This is a genomic window from Actinoplanes sp. GCM10030250 (assembly GCF_042666575.1).
In the GTDB taxonomy this organism is placed as follows: domain Bacteria; phylum Actinomycetota; class Actinomycetes; order Mycobacteriales; family Micromonosporaceae; genus Actinoplanes.
Window position 1 is genome coordinate 1 of record NZ_JBHTDO010000055.1, and the last position, 19,266, is coordinate 19,266.

16 protein-coding genes are annotated in these 19,266 nt (G+C 70.2%); 10 read left to right on the forward strand and 6 right to left on the reverse strand.

The features are described from left to right. Nucleotides 1-195: 195 nt before the first annotated feature. The gene (locus ACFQV6_RS41295; RefSeq protein ID WP_378033184.1) at nt 196-1,173 is read right to left on the reverse strand and encodes a stage II sporulation protein M; all 978 of its coding nucleotides are present in this window, start codon (nt 1,171-1,173) and stop codon (nt 196-198) included. A 54-nt stretch (nt 1,174-1,227) separates the two neighbouring features. Between ACFQV6_RS41295 and ACFQV6_RS41300 the strand changes: the two genes are divergently transcribed. Together ACFQV6_RS41300 and ACFQV6_RS41305 are read left to right on the forward strand one after the other, a co-directional pair. Continuing rightward, on the forward strand, nt 1,228-2,070 hold the full coding sequence (locus tag ACFQV6_RS41300; RefSeq protein WP_378033185.1) for an RDD family protein: 843 nt from the start codon (nt 1,228-1,230) through the stop codon (nt 2,068-2,070). 40 nt (nt 2,071-2,110) lie between these two features. Next, nucleotides 2,111-3,745, forward strand: a complete 1,635-nt coding sequence (locus ACFQV6_RS41305) for a methyl-accepting chemotaxis protein (protein ID WP_378033186.1) — start codon at nt 2,111-2,113, stop codon at nt 3,743-3,745. A 62-nt stretch (nt 3,746-3,807) separates the two neighbouring features. On the opposite strand, the gene ACFQV6_RS41310 is transcribed toward ACFQV6_RS41305, so the two are convergent. Beyond that, nucleotides 3,808-8,445, reverse strand: coding sequence for a family 43 glycosylhydrolase (locus ACFQV6_RS41310; RefSeq protein ID WP_378033187.1), 4,638 nt, complete (start codon nt 8,443-8,445; stop codon nt 3,808-3,810). Nucleotides 8,446-8,640: 195 nt separating this feature from the next. Between ACFQV6_RS41310 and ACFQV6_RS41315 the strand changes: the two genes are divergently transcribed. After that, complete coding sequence (locus ACFQV6_RS41315; protein WP_378033188.1) at nt 8,641-9,837, forward strand: FIST signal transduction protein; 1,197 nt, start codon at nt 8,641-8,643, stop codon at nt 9,835-9,837. A 15-nt stretch (nt 9,838-9,852) separates the two neighbouring features. Then, nucleotides 9,853-11,577: a putative bifunctional diguanylate cyclase/phosphodiesterase gene (locus ACFQV6_RS41320; RefSeq protein WP_378033189.1), complete on the forward strand. Its 1,725-nt coding sequence runs from the start codon at nt 9,853-9,855 to the stop codon at nt 11,575-11,577. A 40-nt stretch (nt 11,578-11,617) separates the two neighbouring features. On the opposite strand, the gene ACFQV6_RS41325 is transcribed toward ACFQV6_RS41320, so the two are convergent. After that, the gene (locus tag ACFQV6_RS41325) at nt 11,618-12,091 is read right to left on the reverse strand and encodes a DUF1203 domain-containing protein (protein WP_378033190.1); all 474 of its coding nucleotides are present in this window, start codon (nt 12,089-12,091) and stop codon (nt 11,618-11,620) included. Between the two features lie 185 nt (nt 12,092-12,276). Continuing rightward, the gene (locus ACFQV6_RS41330) at nt 12,277-12,672 is read right to left on the reverse strand and encodes a PPOX class F420-dependent oxidoreductase (RefSeq protein WP_378033191.1); all 396 of its coding nucleotides are present in this window, start codon (nt 12,670-12,672) and stop codon (nt 12,277-12,279) included. A gap of 85 nt (nt 12,673-12,757) precedes the next feature. Between ACFQV6_RS41330 and ACFQV6_RS41335 the strand changes: the two genes are divergently transcribed. From ACFQV6_RS41335 to ACFQV6_RS41350, 4 genes are all read left to right on the forward strand, one after another. Then, nucleotides 12,758-13,543, forward strand: a complete 786-nt coding sequence (locus ACFQV6_RS41335) for an SAM-dependent methyltransferase (RefSeq protein ID WP_378033192.1) — start codon at nt 12,758-12,760, stop codon at nt 13,541-13,543. 41 nt (nt 13,544-13,584) lie between these two features. Continuing rightward, complete coding sequence (locus ACFQV6_RS41340) at nt 13,585-14,118, forward strand: hypothetical protein (RefSeq protein ID WP_378033193.1); 534 nt, start codon at nt 13,585-13,587, stop codon at nt 14,116-14,118. Nucleotides 14,119-14,191: 73 nt separating this feature from the next. Next, nucleotides 14,192-15,439, forward strand: coding sequence for an FAD-dependent oxidoreductase (locus ACFQV6_RS41345; RefSeq protein ID WP_378033194.1), 1,248 nt, complete (start codon nt 14,192-14,194; stop codon nt 15,437-15,439). Nucleotides 15,440-15,447: 8 nt separating this feature from the next. After that, the gene (locus tag ACFQV6_RS41350; protein ID WP_378033195.1) at nt 15,448-15,936 is read left to right on the forward strand and encodes a MarR family transcriptional regulator; all 489 of its coding nucleotides are present in this window, start codon (nt 15,448-15,450) and stop codon (nt 15,934-15,936) included. 26 nt (nt 15,937-15,962) lie between these two features. Here the strand turns inward: ACFQV6_RS41350 and ACFQV6_RS41355 are convergent, their stop codons facing one another. Further along, nucleotides 15,963-16,454 carry an SRPBCC family protein gene (locus ACFQV6_RS41355; RefSeq protein WP_378033196.1) on the reverse strand — a complete coding sequence of 164 codons (492 nt, stop codon included), beginning with the start codon at nt 16,452-16,454 and terminating at the stop codon, nt 15,963-15,965. A 174-nt stretch (nt 16,455-16,628) separates the two neighbouring features. On the opposite strand from ACFQV6_RS41355, the gene ACFQV6_RS41360 reads away from it, so the two are divergent. Next, a complete protein-coding gene (locus ACFQV6_RS41360; RefSeq protein WP_378033197.1) occupies nt 16,629-17,003 on the forward strand; it encodes a hypothetical protein in 375 nt (124 codons plus the stop codon). A gap of 268 nt (nt 17,004-17,271) precedes the next feature. After that, on the forward strand, nt 17,272-18,282 hold the full coding sequence (locus ACFQV6_RS41365) for a hypothetical protein (RefSeq protein ID WP_378033198.1): 1,011 nt from the start codon (nt 17,272-17,274) through the stop codon (nt 18,280-18,282). Between the two features lie 120 nt (nt 18,283-18,402). On the opposite strand, the gene ACFQV6_RS41370 is transcribed toward ACFQV6_RS41365, so the two are convergent. After that, a complete protein-coding gene (locus ACFQV6_RS41370) occupies nt 18,403-19,263 on the reverse strand; it encodes an ion transporter (RefSeq protein WP_378033199.1) in 861 nt (286 codons plus the stop codon). Nucleotides 19,264-19,266 lie beyond the last annotated feature (3 nt).

Sequence of the window (19,266 nt, forward strand, 5' to 3'; positions counted from 1 at the left end):
GGGTGGGTCGGCTGGCCGTCAGGGGGCTGTCGCGGCCAGAAACACCCCGCTGGCGGCCAGCCGGTTGGGGCGGCTGGGGCTGAGTGGTGCCTTGCGGCCGGAAACACCCTGCTGGCGGCCAGCTGGGTGGGTCGGCTGGGGCTGAGTGGGGTGTTGCGGCCGGAAACACCCCGCTGAGGGCCAGCTGGGGGAGGGTCAGGCTGTGGGGAGGTCGTAGGTGGAGTCGAGGGTGCGGCGGGTGTGGGCGGCTCGGCCCTGGATCAGGGCGTAGGCGAGGAAGAGGAGCCAGACTGTCGCGCCTACGGCGATCTTGACGGCGGTCGGGACCGGTGCGGGGGTTACGTAGGCCTCCAGCAAGCCCGCTACCAGCAAGGTGGGGACCAGGCCTACCGCGACCACCATTCCGGTGCGGGCGCGGGAGGCCAGCGCCTGCCGGCGTGTCCGGAAAGGACCAGGGGCGATCCACGCCCAGCCGATGCGCAGGCCCACGCCGGCGCCGATGAAGACGCAGGTGAGCTCCAGCAGGCCGTGCGGCGCCAGGTAGGAGAGGAACGTCGACCCGGCGCCCGCGTCGACCATCACGCCGCCGGTCAGGCCGACGTTGAACATGTTCGAGCCGAGGAGGTAGACGACCGGGACGATCAGGACGCCCGCGGCGATGCACTGGGCGGTGAGCAGGGCGTTGTTGGTCCAGACCTGGGCGGCGAAGTTCTGTGCCTGGTACTCGCTGTAGTAGCCGACGAAGTCCGACGCCACGAGCCGGTCGATCTGGGACTGGGAGAGGAACAGTTCCGCGATGGCCGGGTCGTCGGCGATGTACAGGATCAGGGCGGTGGTGAGGGCGAGCAGCAGCAGGGCGAGGCTGATCCACCAGCGGCGGGCCTCGTACAGGGCGAGGGGGAAGCCGTCGGTGAGGAAGTGGCCGACGGTGCGCCAGTCGAAGCGGCGGCCGCGGGTGATGGCGGCGCGGCCGGCCATCAGCTGGCGGGACAGGTCGGCGATGACGACCGGGTCGGGGAGGCGGCTGCGGATCACCGAGAGGTGGGTGGTGGCCCGCTGGTAGAGGATGACCAGCTCGTCGGCCTCACCGGCGGTGAGCCGCCGGCGCCGGGCGAGCTCCTCCATCCGGTCCCACTCACCGGCGCGCTCCAGCACGTACGCGTCGAGATCCACGGCGCGAGCCTATCCGCCGATGCCTGGCCGGTGCGCATCGTGTTGACTGGCCGGGTGAGTGTGCCGGAGACCCCGCGTCTGATCAACGCGGAGGCGGTGGAGATCGAGCTGCGCCCGGCCCGGCTCGGTTCCCGCGCGCTCGCGCTGATGATCGACATCCTGATCCAGCTGGCCCTCGTGCTTCTGCTGCTGGTGCTCACCCGGATCGCGCTGGACTTCCTGCCCGGGAGTCTGGTGGACGAGGCGCTCTTCAGCACGACGTGGCGCGTGGTGCTGGTCGTGGTGCTCCTGCTCTACCCGACGCTGGTGGAGACCGTCACCAACGGCCGCAGCGTGGGCAAGGCGGCGGTCGGTCTGCGGGTGATCCGGGAGGACGGCGGCCCGATCGGTCTCCGGCACGCGTTCACCAGGGCGCTGGTGGGCCTGGCGGTCGAGTGGCCGGGACTGCTGCTGCCGCTGATCACCTGGGTGGTCAGCCTGGGCACGATGCTCTCCTCGAGCCGGGGACGCCGGCTCGGTGACCTGGCGGCCGGCACCCTCGTCGTGCACGAGCGCCGGCCCGCGCCGTGGCAGCCGGTCCCGCCGATGCCGCTGCACCTGGCCGACTGGGCGTCGGTGGCGGACCTGTCCGCGGTCGGTGACGATCTTGCCCTGGCGGTGCGCCAGTTCCTGTCCCGGGAGTACCGCATCCGTGAACCCCACCGGGCCGCTCTCGGTGCCCAGCTCGCCGCCGAGGTGACCGTCCGGGTGAGCCCGGCGCCGCCGCCCGGCACGCAGCCGTGGTTCCTGTTGGTCGCGGTGGTGGCCGAGCGGCGGCGGCGGGCCGAGGCCCAGCTGACGGCGGGCCGGACGCTGACCGGGCAGATGCTGCCCGGTTTCGGCAGGAAAAGTTGGTAAAATTGCCGCAAAGTGCGTTCCGAAGGTGTGAGCTGGGTTCATGACCGGTGCAGCAGTGCAGGAATCGGCCGTACAGGCGCGCCGCCACCCCTGGGCTGACCTGCCCGTCCTCGGCAAGGTGCTGTCCGCCGTGCTGCTCGCCGTGGTCGCGGCCGTGGTCGCGGGCGTCGTCGGGATCCTCCAGCTCAAGGACATGGACGACGTCGGCGGCGGCATCTACGAGCGCAACCTGCTCCCGGTCGCGATGCTGGGCGAGCTTGACGGCAACGTCAACGAGGTCCGGGCCGTGATCCTGCGGCACGTCATGAGCCCCAGCGACGCGGAGATGGCCGAGCTGGATCAGGCGCTCGTGAAGTTCCGTGCTGACATCGACAAGCTGTGGGACGAGTACGCCGCGGGAGAGGCGACAGCCGAGGAGCAGGCGGCCCGGGACGAGTTCGAGACCACGCTGGGGGCGATGTACGCGGTCGCCGACGAGCAGGTGCTGCCGACGAGCCGTGCCGGACGGTCCGAACAGGCCGCGGTGATGGCAGGCGACAAGCTCGATCCCGCCTTCTTCGCTGTCAGCGACGCGCTGGGCACGCTGGACGACATGGAGACCGCGCAGGCCGAGGCGAGCGCCGCGGAAGCCGAGGCCACCTACCAGGAGGCCCGTACCCTGCTGATCATTGTGCTGGTCGTGGGGGTGGCGATCGCCCTCACCGCAGGTGTCTATGTCGCCCGGTCGATCGGCACCGCGCTGTCCGGAGTGGTCGGCGCCCTGCGGCGGGTCGAGCAGGGTGACCTGACCGCTACCGCCGAGGTCCGCGGCCGTGACGAACTCGGCCAGCTCGGCATCGCGCTCAACTCCACCACGAGCGGCCTGCGCGTGATGATCGGCGGGCGCATGTCGCAGACCGCGGTCAGCCTGGCCACCGCCGCCGAGGAGCTGTCCGCGGTCAGCAACCAGCTCCAGTCGGGCGCCACCGAGGTCGCCGAGAAGGCCACCTCGGCGACCCAGGCCTCCGAGGTTGTCAACGCCGGCGTCCAGGCGATCGCCGCCGGTGCCGACGAGATGAGCGCCTCGATCACCGAGATCGCCTCGAACGCCGGTCAGGCCGCCCAGGTGGCACAGCAGGCCATGTCGGTCGCCAACCGCACCAACGCCCAGGTCGCCGAGCTCGGCTCGGCCAGCGCCGAGATCGGCGCCGTGGTCAAGCTGATCACCACGATCGCGGAGCAGACGAACCTGCTCGCCCTGAACGCGACGATCGAGGCGGCGCGCGCCGGTGAGCTGGGCAAGGGCTTCGCGGTGGTGGCCGGCGAGGTGAAGGAGCTGGCGCAGCAGACCGCCAAGGCGACCGAGGAGATCACCGCCCGGATCGGCGCCATCCAGAGTTCGAGCGCCGCCGCGGCCTCGGCGATCGCGGAGATCACCGGCGTGATCGGCAACATCGGCGACTACACCACGACGATCGCCTCCGCGGTGGAGGAGCAGACGGCGACCACCTCCGAGATGAGCCGGTCGGTGGCCGAGGCGGCGGGCAACAGCGGTGAGGTGGCCCGCACGGTCTCGAGCGTGGCCGACGTGGCGGCCTCGACGGCCGAGGGCGCCAGGACGACCCGGCAGGCCGCCGACGAACTCACCCGGCTGGCCACCGACCTGACCGAGATCGTGGGCAGCTTCCGGCATTGACGCCGGGCTCCGGCGGGCGTCACGGCCGCGGGGGGTACGGGCGCAGCCGTGACGCCGTGGGATCACCGGATGCCGGACTTGAGCCGCGCCGCGACGACGACGCCACCGCCCGCGATGCCGACCTGGCCCGGGTCGGCGAGGTTGAGGACGACCCTGCCGGTACGGGCGTCCCAGATCGTGATGGTGAGCTTGTCACCCTGCCGCCTGTCGGTGGCCGTCACCGCGAACGCGTACTTCCCGGTCCCGTTGATCGTCCCGGTGCCCGCGTACGCCGCCCCCGAGCCGAGGACGACCGCGGGTCCCTGGCTGACCGACTCGAAGACCCCGGCGGGAAGGCGGACCCACGTGCTGCCGCCGAACGCCCCGCCCCTGGCCGTGAACGCGAAGTCCACGTCCCCGTGCTTCTTCGTCACCGCCCAGCCGCCCGCGGCCACCTGACCCGCCCCCGGCGTGTAGGTCACCACGAACGGGAGCGTGACCGCCTCGCTCGTGGCACCGAGGCCATCCTGGGCGGTGACCACCGGCCGGAACGCACCCGCCGCGAGATACTCGTGCCGCACCGTGCACTCACCCGCGGCGACCGTACCGGCCGACGTCGTGCCGTCTCCCCACCTCGCGGAGCAGGTCAGCCCGTCGTTGCCGCCGTCGTCGCTGACCGGGACGCTCAGGACGACCGGGGTGCGTACGGCGACCGGCCCCTGCGGCGCCGGCCGGCCGCCCGGCGCGGTGAGCACCGGCGCGCTGTTGACGATCGTCACCGGGGCGACGCTCTCCAGGGTCGGCACCACCGGCTGGATCGCGCCGTCCGCCGCGAACGACAGCCGGTCGATCGTGGTCTCCCGGTGCGTCCCGTCACCGCCGGGGATGGCGAACCGGTGGTAGGCGATGTACCACTCGTCGCTGTTCGGCACCCGGACCACCGAGTGGTGACCGGTGCCGAGGATGCCCAGCGACGGGTCCTTCTGCAGGATGACGCCGGCGCGGTCGCTCCACGGTCCGAGCGGCGAGCTGCCGGTCGCGTACGCCACCCGGTAGTCGGCACTGCGGGTGTCGTTCTCGGACCACATGAAGTAGTAGGTGCCGCCCCGCTTCACCACGAAGCTGCCCTCGTTGTAGTTCGCCGGCTTGAACGTCTTCACCAGCGAGGCGTCGAACGAGGTCATGTCGTCGTTCAGCGGCACCTGGTACGAGCTGCCGTTACCCCAGTACAGATAGGACTTCCCGTCGTCGTCGGTGAACACCGCCGGGTCGATCATCTGGCCGCCGTAGGTGCCGCCCGGGACGAGGGGCTTGCCGAGCGCGTCGGTGAACGGCCCGGCGGGTGAGTCGGCGACCGCGACACCCAGGTGCTTGGCCGTGTTGCCGGTCGCCATCCCGCCGCTGAAGTAGAAGTAGTACTTGCCGTCGCGCGCGGCGATCGCCGGTGCCCAGGCGCTGTTGTCGGCCCAGGACACGTCCGGCCCGAGGTCCAGGATCACGCCGTGGTCGGTCCAGTTGACCAGGTCCTTCGAGGAGAAGGCGTGGAACTGGGTGCCGGACCAGCCGGCGAACCCGTCGGTGGTGGCGTAGAGCCAGAACGTGTCGCCGAACACCGCGATGTTCGGGTCCGCGTACAGGCCGGGCAGGACCGGGCTGCGCATCACCAGGGCGGCGACGGTCCAGGTGCGCCTGCTGCCGTCGGCACCGGTTATCTCGTACGTCAAAGGCTTGCTGAAGTCTCGCAAGGTCCCCGATGCCGGGCTGATCGTCGCGCCCTTGGCCAGCGTGAACTCCGGCGCCAGCGAGGTGACCGGCGTGCCGGGCTTGACCGGCAGCTTGATCGTTGCGGCGGTGTCGTCGATGATCGCGTCGGCCTTCAGCTGCGGCAGGGTCACCCCGGCGACCGAGGTGCTCCGGCCCGCCAGTTCCAGGATCTCCGGGGCGGGCAGCGCGGTGTTGTAGACCCGGAAGTCGTCCACCTCACCGGCGAAGAGCGGATCCCCCGCGTAGAGCGACCGCCCCACGTAACCGCTGTACGACTTCGACGCGTCATAGAGGTCGGACGGTTTGACGGTCACCCCGGTCGCGGACGCCACCCGGACACCGTTGAGATACATGGCGGCCGACCCCCCGTCGACGGTCACCGCGATGTGCTGCCAGGTCCCGCCGGGCAGCGCCACGTCGTCGGCCAGCTTCGACTCGGCCGACCAGCTTCCCGTGGTGATCGCGGAGTAGAGCACGCCGCCGCCGTTGCGCGGGCTGGTGAACAGGTATCTGGTGCTGTCCGGCCCCAGGCTGTAGATCCACTGGTTGACGGTGGTCGACGCGGTCCACTTCGTCCAGAGCGACACCGTCGCGCCCGTCGCGCCCTTGAGCACGCCGTTCGGGATCGTGACGTAGGGCGAGCTCGCGCCGCCCGCCATCGCGAACGAGCCGCCCTCGACGCCGGTGCCCCACGCCGGGGTGCCGGTGTAGGCGCCGTCGAAGCCGTTGCCCGAGGAGTCCTTCGCGACCGTGCCGGACGTCTCGTCGAACTGGTAGCGCAGGCGCAGGCCGGGGGCCGGTGCGGGTTCCTCGTACCTCGCCGAGATGCGCTCGTGTTCGGCGGCGGTGACCGGCAGGACGGTGCCGTGGCGGGGCCGCGACGGCAGCGAGTAGGCCGTCTCCGGGGTCCAGACGCCGGAGTCCAGGTCGGTGGTGGAGAACGGGACGTAGCCGCGGCCGCCGTACTCGTCGATGAACAGGTACCACTTGTCCTCGACGTTGGATTTGAACACCAGCGGGCCCTCGCCGCGGGCGAGCGCGCCGGAGCCGATGCACTCGGCGACGAAGTCCCAGTCCGTGTCGAGCAGGTCGGTGGCCTTCTCCTGGATCAGGAACTTGCTGCACGGCGACGTCGACGAGTTGTTCCGCTCGTCCTTGGTGATCCGGTGGTAGACACCCTCGTGCTCGACGATCGTAGAGTCGATCACCGAGTAGCCGGGGTCCTTCCACACCCGGGGCTCGCTGAACGTGTGGAAGTCGCGGGTCGTCGCGTACATCATCCGGTTGTAGGTGTTGCCGGTGTGGTTCGGATCGTTCTCGGGGTAGAGCTTCGAGGCCCAGAAGACCACGTACGCGCCCAGCTCCCTGGAGTAGAAGGCTTCCGGGGCCCAGGTGTTGCCGGCGGTGTCGGGAGAGACCTTGACCAGCCGCTGGTCGGTCCAGTTGACCAGGTCCGTCGACTCCCAAACCATGATCGACTTGCTGCCGGAGCGCTGCGAGGCGTCCCAGTCACCGTTGCCGTAGATCTTGAGGTCGGTGGCGATCTGGTAGAACTTGTCACCCTCCGGCGAGCGGATGATGAACGGGTCCCGCAGGCCCGTCGTGCCCAGCGTGGACGTCAGCACCGGCTGCCCGCCGTTGATCTCGCGCCAGCTCAGCGGATCGTTGCCGTTGCTGAGCGCGTGGTAGATCTGCTCACCGTTGCTGTAACCCTCGCCCGTGAAGTAGCTGAACAGGTAGCCCCGGTACGGCTCCTTCGCCGGGAGCGCGGGCACGGTGGCGGTGAACTCACGGGTGGCCGTCGCGCTGCCGTAGGTCACGGTCGCGGTCAGGGTCACCGTCGCCGTGCCGGTCGCGGGCCGGTGCACCTCACCGGTGGCGGAGATGACGTCCGGGTCGCCGGAGGACCAGGTCGCTGCCGGGGGGAGGGTGAGGTTTCCGCGTACGTCATCGAGGTTGTGCACGACCAGAGCCGCAGCCGCCGCAGCCGCGCCGGCCTCGTCGCCGAGCGCGGCCTTGACGGTCACGTCGAAGGTCTTGGTCCCGGTGGCCGCACCGCGCCGCAGCGTCGCGGTGAGCGTGGCGTGCGCGTCCGGCTGCCCCGCGGCCGGCCTGGTGATCCTCCCGTTCGTGGTGATCACCGCGGCGTCGCTCGTCGCCCACGTGACGGCACTCCCGTTCGGCGCGGTAGCCGGCAGCGTGAGATCGGCGGCCACGGCGCTGGTGTCACCCAGGCCGAGCGCGACGCTGTCGGCGGCGACCGCTTCGGTGTTCGAGGGAGCGGCCAGCTCGGCGGCCTCACCGGTGCTCAGCGCCCGGTCGTAGACGCGCAGGTCGCGCATCCGGCCCTGGAAGTAACGGTCGCCGTTGTAGAGCGAGCGGCCGAAGTAGTTCGCGGTGGTGGTGCCGCCGCCGATGGCGCCGGGCGGGATGCTGATCGCGGTGCTGGTGGCGACCGCTACGCCGTCCTCGTAGAGCGTGCCGGTGGTGCCGGTCTGGGTGTAGGCGATGTGCTTCCACATGCCCCGGCCGAGGTTGTGGCCGTCGGCGGGGCGGGTGTTCTGCTCACCGGTCCAGTTGCTCAGCGACACCGAGTTGCGCAGGCCGTTGCCGGTGGCGAACAGGTACCCGTTGCCGTAACCGGTGCTCGCGTCGGTGTTGCCGAAGCCGTAGAGGAAGTACGGGGTGGCCTGCGCGGGATCGATCTTCACGTCGAAGGCGACGGTGATCTCGTCGAGGCCGCTCAGCACGTTGTCCGGCACCTTGACGTAGGTGCTGGTGCCGTTGAAGGCCAGACCCTGCGCGCCGGACCAGCCCGGTGTGCCCTGGACGGCGCCGTCACGGCCGTTACCGGAGGAGTCCGCGGCCACCGCGCCGGCGGTTTCGTCCAGCCGGTACCGCAGCACCAGACCGTCGTCGATGTCGGCAGCCGACGCGGGAGCCGGGGAGATCACCACTGCTAAGAGCGTTAACAAAGACAGGGCTGAGCGCCTGATGAGCATGAAATCTCCCTGCGAGCGCGTCGGCGCGTATCGGGTGCGTTGCCAGAGTGTTAACGCTCACAGGCGAGCCGTCAAGACTGTCGATGTCCGCCACCGGCGCGGTCGGCGGGCTCGCTCAGGTTCGGCACCCGGGTGCCGATGTCTCCCGGCATGAGTCTCGACCTCCGCACCGCCCCGGACGGCCGCTGGTTCGGCACCGGGCACAGCACCCTGACCGACCCCGCGGCGGCCGGCGCCGCAGCCGCCGAGGCCGCGATCGCCGGACGGAACCCCGGCGTCGTGTTCGTGTTCTGCTCCGTCGGTTACCACCAGCCGGAGCTGTTCGACGGGATCCGGGAGCGGGCCGGTGCGGACACCGTGATCGTCGGCTGCACCACGTCGGGGCAGCTGGCGACCGGGGAGGAGAGCCGGGACGGTGTCGCGGTCACCGCGTGGGGCGGGCCGGGCCTCTCGGTGCGCACGCATGTCACCCGCAACGTCTCGGGCAACCTGCGGGAGGCCGGTGCGCAGGCCGCGTCGAGCCTGGCGGGCATCACCAACAGCCACCGTACGCTGCTCCTGCTCTGCGACGGCCTGACCGGAACGCAGCACGAGATCGTCCGCGGCGCCTACTCGGTGGCCGGCGCCGCCGTACCGCTGGTCGGCGGGTGCGCGGGCGACCACCTGACCTACATCCGGACCTACCAGTTCCACGGCGGCCGGGACGGGGTTGAGATCCTCTCCGATGCCGTGATCGGGATCGCGCTGGGGTCGGACGCGCCGTTCGGTGTCGGCATCGCGCACGGGTGGCGCAAGGACGGCGAGGCGATGATCGTCACGAGCAGCAAGGAGGGCCGGGTCCACGAGCTGGACGGCCGGCCGGCACTCGACGTGTTCCTCGAGCGTCTAGGTGTCGACGAGTCGGTGCTCGACGACGAGGAGGGCTTCCGGGAGGCGGCGTTCCTGCACCCGCTGGGACTGTCCCGGCGCAGCGGCGAGGACATCCGGGTGATCCACTCGGCGGACCGGACCGACCGGTCCCTCGGCTGCCTCGCCGACGTACCGCAGGGAGCGCTCGCCTGGATGATGATCAGCGACCACGACTCGCTCGTCGCGGGCGCTGGTGAAGCGTGTGAGCAGGCACTGGAGGCGCTCGGCGGGCAGCCGGCGCTGGGCGTGGTGGTCTTCGACTGCGCGGCCCGGCGGATCACCCTCGGCGAGCGGGGAGTCGACGAGGAGAACGTCGCGATCGGCAAGGCGCTCGGCGGTGTGCCGTACGGCGGCTTCTACAGCACCGGCGAGGTCGCCCGGGTTCGGGGCGCGCTCGGCATGCACCACTTCACCATGGTCACGCTGGCACTCGCCTGAGGCTGGGGGAGATCCGTGAACCACTGGTCCACGCATCAGCTCACCGAGTTCTTCGCCGCCGTCTGCTCCTCACGGGACGAGCGGTCCGCGATCGCCGTGGCGGTCGAGCGGGCCACCGAGGTCCTCGAGGCGGAGGTCGGCGCGGTCCTGCGCGACGGCCGGGTCGAAGCCGCCTGGGGTTTCGAACCGGGCGAGACCCTGACCGACGGCCCGACCCTGAATGTGCCGGGCCTCGGTGAGGTGCACGCCGCCTCCGCCCGGATCAGCAACGTGGCGAACGCCGCCATGGTGCTCGGCCGGGCCGGCGACCCGCTCGACGCGCAGGAGCGGCAGCTGCTCCAGGCCATGGCGCAGTGCCTCGGCCTGGCCCTGCAGAACATCACCCTGCTCACCGCCGAGCGCCGGCTGACCGAGGAGCGCGAACAGAAGGCGGCCGAGCGGCTCGCCCTGCTGGAATCGCTGCGGGAGGCGCGGCACGACTCGCTCACCGGCTTGCCCACGCGGGTGCTCTTCCTGGAGATGGTCGGCAGCGCCGGTGGCGGCAGCGTGCTCTTCATCGACCTGGACCGGTTCAAGGCCGTCAACGACAGCCTCGGCCACCGGGCCGGCGACGAACTCCTCGGCCACGTCGCCGCCCGGATCCGCGCCTGCCTGCGGCCCCAGGACGCCGCCGCCCGCATCGGTGGCGACGAGTTCGCCGTGCTGCTCGGCGGGACCACTCCGGACCGTGCGGTCCCGGTGGCCCGGCAACTCATCGAATCGATCAAACGACCGTTCCGGATCGCTGGCCGCGACGTGTTCATCGGTGCCAGCATCGGCATCGCCGCCGGTCTCTCATCCGGCATCGCCGCCGGCTGCGACGCCGGTGAGGTGCTCGGTAATGCCGACGTCGCGATGTACCGGGCCAAGAAGGACGGCCCCGGCAAGGTCGTCGTCTTCGAGCCGCACATGCACGCGGAGGCGCTGGCCCGCCTCACCCTCAGTGGTGACCTGCAGCGGGCCCTGGAGCTCGGTCAGTTCCGGTTGCAATATCAGCCGCTGATCCGTCTGGGCACCGGCGCGGCAGCCGGCGTCGAGGCACTGGTGCGCTGGCAGAAACCCGGTCAGGGGTACGTGTCTCCCGCCGACTTCGTCCCGATGGCCGAGGAGACCGGACTGATCACCGCTCTGGGGCGCTGGGTGCTGTTCACCGCCGGGGAGCAGGCGGCACGCTGGCGCCGTACGATGCCTGATCTGGGCCTGAACGTGAACGTCTCCGGCCGCCAGCTCACCGACCCGCAGTTCGTCTCCGATGTGGAGCTGATGCTCGTCGAATGCGGCCTCCCGCCCGACGCCGTGACCCTGGAACTGACCGAATCGGTACTGATGGACGACCCGGCCACCGCGATCGCCTGCCTCACCGAGCTGCGGCGCCTCGGTGTCGCGGTCTCGATCGACGACTTCGGCACCGGCTATTCGTCGCTGTCCTACCTGCGCAGCCTCCCGGTCGACGAACTGAAGATCGACCGCGCCTTCATCAGCCGCGCCGAACCCAGCGTCGAGGATCTGGCGGTTGTCCGCGCTGTGGTCGAGCTGGCACGCACCCTGCGCCTGCGTACGGTCATCGAGGGCATCGAGACCGAACACCAGCGCCGTGCCATGCGCCGCCTGGGCTGCGACCTCGGCCAGGGCTATCACCTGTGCCGGCCGATGCACCCGGAGGACGTGCTGCCCGCCCTGATGCCACCGCTGGCCGCCTGAAGCTGGCTTGTTCGCGGCTTGTTCGCCGTCTGAGGCCGGCTTATTCGGCGCGGATGACGGTGAACATGTAGCAGCCGTAGGCGACGTTGCGGCTGTGGATGCGCGCGACGTCCGGGTCGGCGAGGACCGCGCGGATGGCGGCCTCCGGGTCGGTGCCGTCGGTGACCCTGGTCGCGGGGTGGATCCGGCCGTGGTGGTCGTAGGCGCGCAGGACCTGCGGGCGGCCGTACCAGTCGGGCGGGTAGGTGAGTGACCCGGCCGGGCCGGTGCAGGGGGTGGCGTGGGCGAAGACGGCACCGATCTCGCGGTACGGGCTCGCGGGCAGGGGCGGCTCGTAACCGAACAGGATCAGGGCCTCGCCGGGAGCGGCGTCACGGAGGCAGCAGCGCAATGGCTCGCCGCCGGTGGCTGCGGCGTGCTCGACGGGGAAGCCGGAGACGTCGCGGCCGGTGGCACGCACGTTGTCGAGCGGGGCGGTGGGGAGCGGATCGATGCGGTACGTGGCTGCGGTCATGCCTTCGATCGTCGCCTCCCGCGACGGGCGGCGTCTGGCGGGAATCGGTCGTCGCATCGGGTTGCTTGTCGCGTCGGAGGTTAGCTTTGGGCGTACGAAAAAGGCGGTCTTGTTCTTGTGCACTTTGGGGGTGGTGGTTTTCCCGGCACCTGTGGGAGGTGCCGGGAGACCGTGATCCGGATCGGTCAGCGCTTGCCGACGGCGGTGGGGCGGACGAAGAAGACGACGCGGTCGGCGGAGTCCTTCGGCGCGTCGGTGCCGAACGGGGCGTTGTAGCGCTTGGCCAGCTCCACGTAGAACGCGCCGGTGGGGTCGGGCTCGATGCGCTCGACCACGCCCCGCACCTCGATGTAGCGGTACGGGTTCTCCGGGTCGATGATCGAAATCGCGACGGCCGGGTTGGCCTGGATGTTGCGGAACTTGCGGCGGAAGTTCGTGTGCGTGAACTTGATGAACTCGCCGTCCCAGGCGTACCACATGGGGTTGTTCTGCGGGGTGCCGTCCTCCCGGACGGTCGCGAGGTCGGCGAAGAGCGGGCGCTCCAGCAGGTCGCGGTGCTCCTCGGGGATGATCTCGGTCAAGGTGTTGTCTCCTCGGTCGATCCTGCGGTCCGGGAAAGCCTATTTCGTGTTGCCGCGTCCCACCGGGTTGCCTACCGTCGGCACCGTGACGGGGGATCTTTTCGACGCGGCGGCCATGTATGACGACGACTATCTGCACTTCTTCGCCGGGCCGTCCGCTGCGGGGCCGACGCACGGTCCCGCGGTGCCCGGGGGAGGGCCCGATCCGGCCGATCTCGTGTGGCGGCTGCTGGATCTGGCGCCGGGGATGAGCGTGCTCGATCTGGGGTGCGGGCACGGCGCTCTGGCGAGTGCTCTGGCCGCTCGGGGGTGCCGGGTGACCGGGCTCGACTCGTCGGAGGTGTTCCTTTCCCGTGCCCGAGCGTCGTCCTCCTCGGCTCATTTCGTTGCGGGGGACCTGCGTTTTGTTGCGGGGGACATGCGGGAGCTTCCGGCGGGGTGGAGCGGGCGGTTCGATCGGGTGGTGAACTGGTCGACGGCGTTCGGATATTTCGACGACGCGACGAACCGGGCGGTGCTGGCGGAGATCGTGCGGGTGCTGCGGCCGGGTGGGCGGCTCGCGATGGACCTGGACAACCTGACGAAGTTCCTGCGGTCCTACACGCCGTCCCGGGTCACGGCGGCGATGGAAAACGGGGACATGCTCGTGGACCGGCATCAGCTGGACGCGCTGACCGGGCGGTTCGAGGTGGAGCGGACCGTGATCAGGGACGGTGCGGCGCGGCGGCTGACGTTCGTGAAGCGGTTGTTCGGGTTTCCGGAGATCCGGGACTGGCTGCTGGCGGCGGGCTTCGGCGCGGTGTCGGGGCACGGGGAGGACGGGTCGCCGCTGACGATCGACCACCATCGGATGATCGTGGTCGCTTCGTAGGCCGGGGGGCGCCACTGCGAGCCGCATTTAAGCTGCTGCCCATGTCTGAGATCCTCGCCGCGATCGCTGTTGTCGTCAGCCTCGTCGCTCTGGCTGTCGCGTGGTGGAACGGCAACTCCGCCCGCCGGTCAGCGGACGCGGCGGAAGGGTCACAGCACGCGGCTGACCGATCCGCGGATGCGGCCTTGCGGGTAGCGGACCTGGAAAGCCAAAGGCGACAGGCTGAGACGAAGCCGCGCTACAAGATTGAGATCTTCTCCGGGGAAGACCCGTTCTTCGAGTTCTTCGTGTGGCTGACGCTTACCGAGCACGGCCCGGTGCAGTCTCTGACGGTGGAGGTTCTATCGCCGTTGGAGGTGGAGATCGGCGATCCCGAACCCGGTGACAGCCGGGCCAAGCGCGAGGCGCGCCTGGGCGCGCTGTCGATCGGCGAGGGCCGGCAGCTGCTACTACGGCAAATCGACGATATCGCCTACAGCCGGGTCCGGCTCCTCATCACCTCTGTGTCCGAACAGTACGAGACGCCTTGGATCCAGCTTGCGGACCTCACCATTCCGCGACCGTGGCACGACTAGCGCGGCAGCGGCGGCCCCGCGCCGGCGACTGGGCGCGCCTTGCCTCAATCATCTTAGTCATTAAGATAACCGGATGGCCATATCGACCGACTTCTCCGTGGCGATCGCCGGCGCCGGGCTCTCCGGCCTCTGTCTCGCCCAGTACCTGATGCGCGCCGGCATCGACGTGCACGTCTACGAACGGGATCCGGGCCCCTTCGTCCGGCAGCAGGGATACCGGATCATTCTCGACCGGTACGGGCTGGAGGCGCTGCGGGAGAGCCTGCCCCGCCCGCTGTACCGCCTGGCGCTGACCACCGGCGACGAGCCCGGCGGGCACCTGCGCTTCACCGACAGCCGGCTGCGGGACGCCTTCGCCATCACCTTCAAGGACGAGCCGCACGCGACCCGCCAGGTCGACCGGCTGACCCTGCGGTCGATCCTGATGTCCGGGCTGGACGGGCGCATCCACTACGGCAAGGCCGCCGCGGCTGTGGACAGCCGTGGCCCGGCCGGGTTGCGACTGCGGTTCACCGACGGCGGGGCTGTCGCGGCGAGCGTCGTCGTGGGCGCGGACGGCGTCGGCTCGGCACTGCGCGCGCAGCTCATGCCGGACGCGGAACCGGCGAACACCGCGATGGCGGGCGTCTACGGCCGGACGCCCCTGCGGCAGAACGGTGCGAGCGTCATCCCGGACGCGCTGCGTACCAGCGGGGTCCTGGCCATCGCCGACCGGCCGGGCCGCGCCTTCTTCTTCACCTCCATGCGGTTCGGCGAAAGCCCGCGCGAGGCGTTCGCGCGCCTGGCACCGGGCAGCTATGCGCCCACCGGCCACGACTACGTCATGTGGGGGCTGCTGCTCCGGCAGGAGGAGGTGCCCACCGGCGCCCGCGGGGACCTGCTGGCGCTGCGGGACCTGGCCGCCCGGAAGAGCACGGAATTCCACCCGCTGATCCGGCGGCTCGTCGACACGGCCGAGCTGGACACCACGGTCCTCAACCTCTTCGCCACCGGCCGGCGCCCGCACCAGTGGGCGGTGCCCCGGGCGACGATGATGGGCGACGCCGTGCACGTCATGCCGCCGTTCGGCGCCCACGGCGGCAACACCGCGCTCCGCGACGCCGCCCTGCTCGGCCACAAAATCGTCGAGGCCCGGGCGAGCGGCACGCCGGTGGAGGAGGCGATTGCCGGATACCAGGACGAGATGGTGCCCTACGCCTTCCGCACCGTCGACACCGCCGCCGGGCTGATGCGCCGCCTCACCGGGGGCGCGGCGGCACCGCACTGGGTGCTGACCCGCGTGCTACCTCGGCTGCACCGGGTCACCGTACCGGAGGCATGATTGCGGGCATGTCCCATGAGCCGGCCCGTGCGTCCGCGATCGCCGCCCTCATGCGCGCCGGGCGGGAGACCTCGCGGCTGTCGATGGTGTTCCGGTACGCCATCGCGGACCGCCTCGGCCTCACCGTGAGCGACCTGGAGTGCCTGGACCTCCTGGCGGACGCCGGATCCGCCACCGCCGGGCAGATCGCCGAGCGGACCAACCTCACCACCGGCGCCGTGACCAGCATGCTCCGCCGTCTCCAGCAGGCCGGCTACGTCACTGCCGAACGCGACCCGGCGGACCGGCGGCGGGTGATCGTCACCCTGCGGCCGGAGCGGGCCGCCGAGCTGGAGCGACCGTACGAGCGGTTCGCCGAGCGGGCGGAGCGGCTCATCGAGGGCTACAGCGTCGAGGAGCTTCTGCTGCTGGTCCGGCACAATGACCGCATGCAGGCGATGTACCTCGCCGAGCTGGACAGCCTCCGCAGCGGCGACACCACGCAGCGGTCCGCCTGAGGCGCCGTCGCGTGGCCGGCCGCTGATCAGTCCTTGGCGTCGCGGACGTCTTGTCCCCGCTCGGCGAACGCCTTGAAGTCCTGCATGTGCTGTTGCGACTGCTTGCGGAACGCACCGGGCACAAGCAGCCCCACCAGTCGCATCAGCAGGCTGTTGAACCGGAACTCGTTCTCGCTCTGCCAGAGCGTCGTCTGCGGACCGGCTTCGGTCAGCCGCTCGCGCGCAGCGTTCCACATGCCCTCGCCGACGATCTCGCGCTCGAAGAAAACGACGCCGCCGCTCGGGATCGCCCGCAGGTCCACCGGTTCCCGGCGGGTGATGGTCTCGGTGCACTCCATCTCCTGCTTGCCCATCTGCATCACGACTCGCGACGTGGTGCCGACCTGCCCGTGTGTGCCGCTGATCGGCTCGTGCAGCACCAAGCCTCGCAGCCACTTCGGCATCTGTTCCGGATCTGCCAGCAGCTGGGCGACCCTGTCCCGCGGCACAGCGATCTCGATCGAGACGGTGTACTTCATGGCGGCGCGCTCCAGGATCCCGAGTTGACGAGCGCAGGTTAGCAGCGCCGGCGCACATCGATCTCGGCAAATCAACAACTGGCTCACCAACCGTGGGCCGGCCGCGGAATGCGAGCCGGGCAGGCGGTGCGCATGACAGCGGCAAACGGTGCGCCCGGTAGGTACGGTCGCCGTATGGAGACTGCCCGGCCCTCGCAGTTGCCCAGTTGGCTTCTGATCACGATCACGTGCCTGCTCAGCCCCTGCGCGCTGCCGGCAGCTCTGTTCTTCGTGTTGTCCGGCGTTTCAGGTGACTCGGGGCCCAGCGCGTTTGTTGTCCTCGGGCTCGGCGTGCCCGCGCTCGTTGCGTTTCCCGCCGCGGTGTGGCTGTGGTCTCGGGCTCGACGAGTGCGAAGTGCCGGGCGGGCTTGGCTGCTCGCCTTACTCGGCCTCCTGCTGGTCGTCGGTGCCTCAACTCCTCCGGTAACGATTCTCGGCGGGGCGTTCGTCGAGGAATGGCAGGAAACCCAGCCCGGTGGGCGCGGCTACCAGCCGATTCAGGAGCGTTGACCGGCACGCCATCCGTCAGGAACCCGAGGGCGGCGATCAAGAGGCCGATGGTCACAGCGAAGGCTCCGAAGGTTCGCGCCGCTTCACCTCGGTGGGGGGTGAGCCCGTTGCGTGCCCTGACCACGACCACCTGCCGTGACGGCGCGACGTCGGCTGACGCGCACGAACGGTGGCAGATGAGGCCGACGCGCTGAAGCCGTGGGCGGGTGGTTGACCGGGCGGCATCCTCCGCGCTGCGTGGTTCGCCGCGGCAACCTAGGATCTTCGGGTGCTTGGACGTCTCTTTCGCCGCGATCGGCCCGCGCCGATGCCCCTCGACCGTGATCTCGCTCAGGATGACCTGGAACTTCGGGGTGCCCGTGACCGCGCGCTAGCCGGTGACTGGTCAGCGGTGCGGAGCCTGCTCGCCGCCCCGCCGAGCTGGGAGGTGCAGGTCCGGAGGGTTGTCGTCCTCGGTGATGCGGCGTCCGGCGACGGCGCCTGGCTGCGGAACTGGCTGACCGAGTTCCCCGAAGACGCTGCCGCCTGGGCGATCGAAGCGGAGCGCCTGAGTGCGGCCGCCGGGAAGGCTCGTGGTTCGAGGTCCGCCGATCGCACCAGCGAGGATCAGTTTCAGGGATTCGCCGGCTATTCGGCATCAGCGGCGCAGGCTGCGCGCCGTGCCATCGAACTGGCTCCGGACGCCCCTGGGCCGTGGAACACCCTGCTGGGCACCATGCTTTCCGGATTTCCGGGGGTGCAGGCGGAGTTCGCCACCGCGTACGCCGAAGGGCTGCGCAGAGACCCGCACAACTTCGACCTGCACCTGAGCGCGACGACCTTCTACTGCGAGAAGTGGCACGGTACGCACGAGCAGATGTTCACCGTAGCGCGCACCGCCGCCGCGAACGCGCCTGCCGGGTCCACTGCCGCGATGCTGCCGGTTTTCGCGCACTTCCAGTTTCTGCTGCGCGAACATATCTGGGGCAGCGAGAGCGTCGAGGACTTCAACCGCCGGTTCGTCCTCTGCCAGGAGTACATGAAGACGCCCACTGTGCTGCGTGAGGTGGACGACTGCGTCGCGAAGTGGCGTGCCGGCGGTGCGCAGAAGCTGGGGCGCACGATGACCTGCCGGCACTGGCAGGCGCTGGCCTACTACCTGTCCGACCGCGACCGTCTGGCCCGGCCGGTGCACGACGAGATCGGCCCGTACCTCGGTTCCACCCCCGCGTGGGCCCACTTCGGCGGCGAGGAACGCACGTTCCAGATCGCCCGCCTGTGCGCACAACGCGCCAAATAGGCCGGCTGGTGCTGTTCGGGCGCCGCAACGGTGATCCAGCTGGGCAATCTTGGGTGATAGGCACCCCCGGAGGTGGTCAATCGCCCAAGATCTGCCGGGCGATCGGAAGCCCCGGCCGCGCTAGGGCTGGCTCTTCTCCTCGCGCTCGATACGCAGATCCCGCTCCAACTCCGTGATCAACTCGCGCAGATCGTCCAAACGCTGACTGATCATGATGCGGTCGATCTCGTCGGGGATGCCGTCGCCGTCCTCGTCGGTGGCGAGGTGTTCGGTCATCTCCAGGCGGCGGGCCTCCTCCATGGAGTTGACGATGACCGCGATCAGGATGTTGAGCAGCAGGTTCACCGTGATCAGGACGTAGCTGACGTAGTAGACGAGGGTCCACCGTGAGAGCTCCAGGCCCTGGGTGATCAGGTCGGGCAGGGTTTCCAGGGAGAGCAGCACGAACAGGGTGAGCACGGCCCGGCCGATGTTGCCGTACTCCTCGGGCTGGGACGATCCGAAGATCAGCCAGCCTGCCATCCCGTACACATAAAGCGTCACCAGCGCCAGGGCGAGAAAGCCGCCGACGCCCGGCAGGCTGCGCAGCAGCGCCGTGACGATGGTCCGCAGACCGGGAGAGAAACGCACCAGCCGCAGCACCCGGGCGATCCGGATGACCCGCAGGGCGGGTGAGTCACCGTGCAGGCCGGGGAAGAACGCCAGCGCGATCACGATGAAGTCGAAGACGTTCCAGCCGTGTTTGAAGAAGTCCTGCGGCCGGTTCCCGTAGGCGAGTATCCGCATGACGATCTCGATGACGAAGACCGCGCGGAAGAAGTACTCCATGGCGTGCAGCACCGGCGCGGCCGCACCCAGATGCTCGTAGGTCTCGAGGCCGAGGACTATCGCGTTCGCCCCGATCAGGGTCACGATGATCACTTCGAAGGCGCGGGCCTCGGTGATCCGGGCACACGTCGTGGCTACGCGAGATCGGTTCACGGC